This window comes from Haloferax sp. KTX1, from assembly GCF_902410085.1.
Taxonomy (GTDB): domain Archaea; phylum Halobacteriota; class Halobacteria; order Halobacteriales; family Haloferacaceae; genus Haloferax; species Haloferax massiliensis.
Genome location: NZ_CABPRH010000169.1, coordinates 1 through 452, shown reverse-complemented (window position 1 = coordinate 452; position 452 = coordinate 1). Strand labels below are relative to the sequence as shown.

Annotated in this window: 1 protein-coding gene; it reads right to left on the bottom strand. The window is 54.0% G+C overall.

What is annotated here, in order from left to right:
* Positions 1-333 (bottom strand): metallophosphoesterase (locus tag FY251_RS21290; protein WP_187367486.1); only part of this gene is annotated, 333 nt, incomplete at its 3' end.
* Positions 334-452: the final 119 nt, after the last annotated feature.

Here is a 452-nt window from a genome sequence, read left to right as displayed (position 1 = left end):
GTCCGTCCACAGATCGCTCCCGGCAACGCGAACCCCATCGATTACCACAGACTCATTATTCAAAATCGTCACGTGCGTATTGGCGAAAGCCTGGCACAAAACGCCCAAGGTCTTGTCCCGGCGACTGGTATACGGATCGTGATTGCCGATGATCAACACCGTGGGCATCGGAGCGGTGTGAGCGAGAAACCGGTCGATTTGGGGCGGTTTGGGCCCATCAAAGGCATCACCGGCGACCAGCAACGCATCAGCGTCGCGGTCAAATGCCGGCAACGGCTCGGCGTCCGAGAAAAAACCGAGGTGCCAGTCAGAACTGTAAGCGAAGGTCGGCATACCTCATCACACTGTAATGTCGTTAATACAACTAAATAGCGCTTCGATAACGCTCAGTATGGCTAAAGAGGCATTGTTTAATTTTGGCTGCCTCTGAGCAACGACTTTCGAGTTAGGGG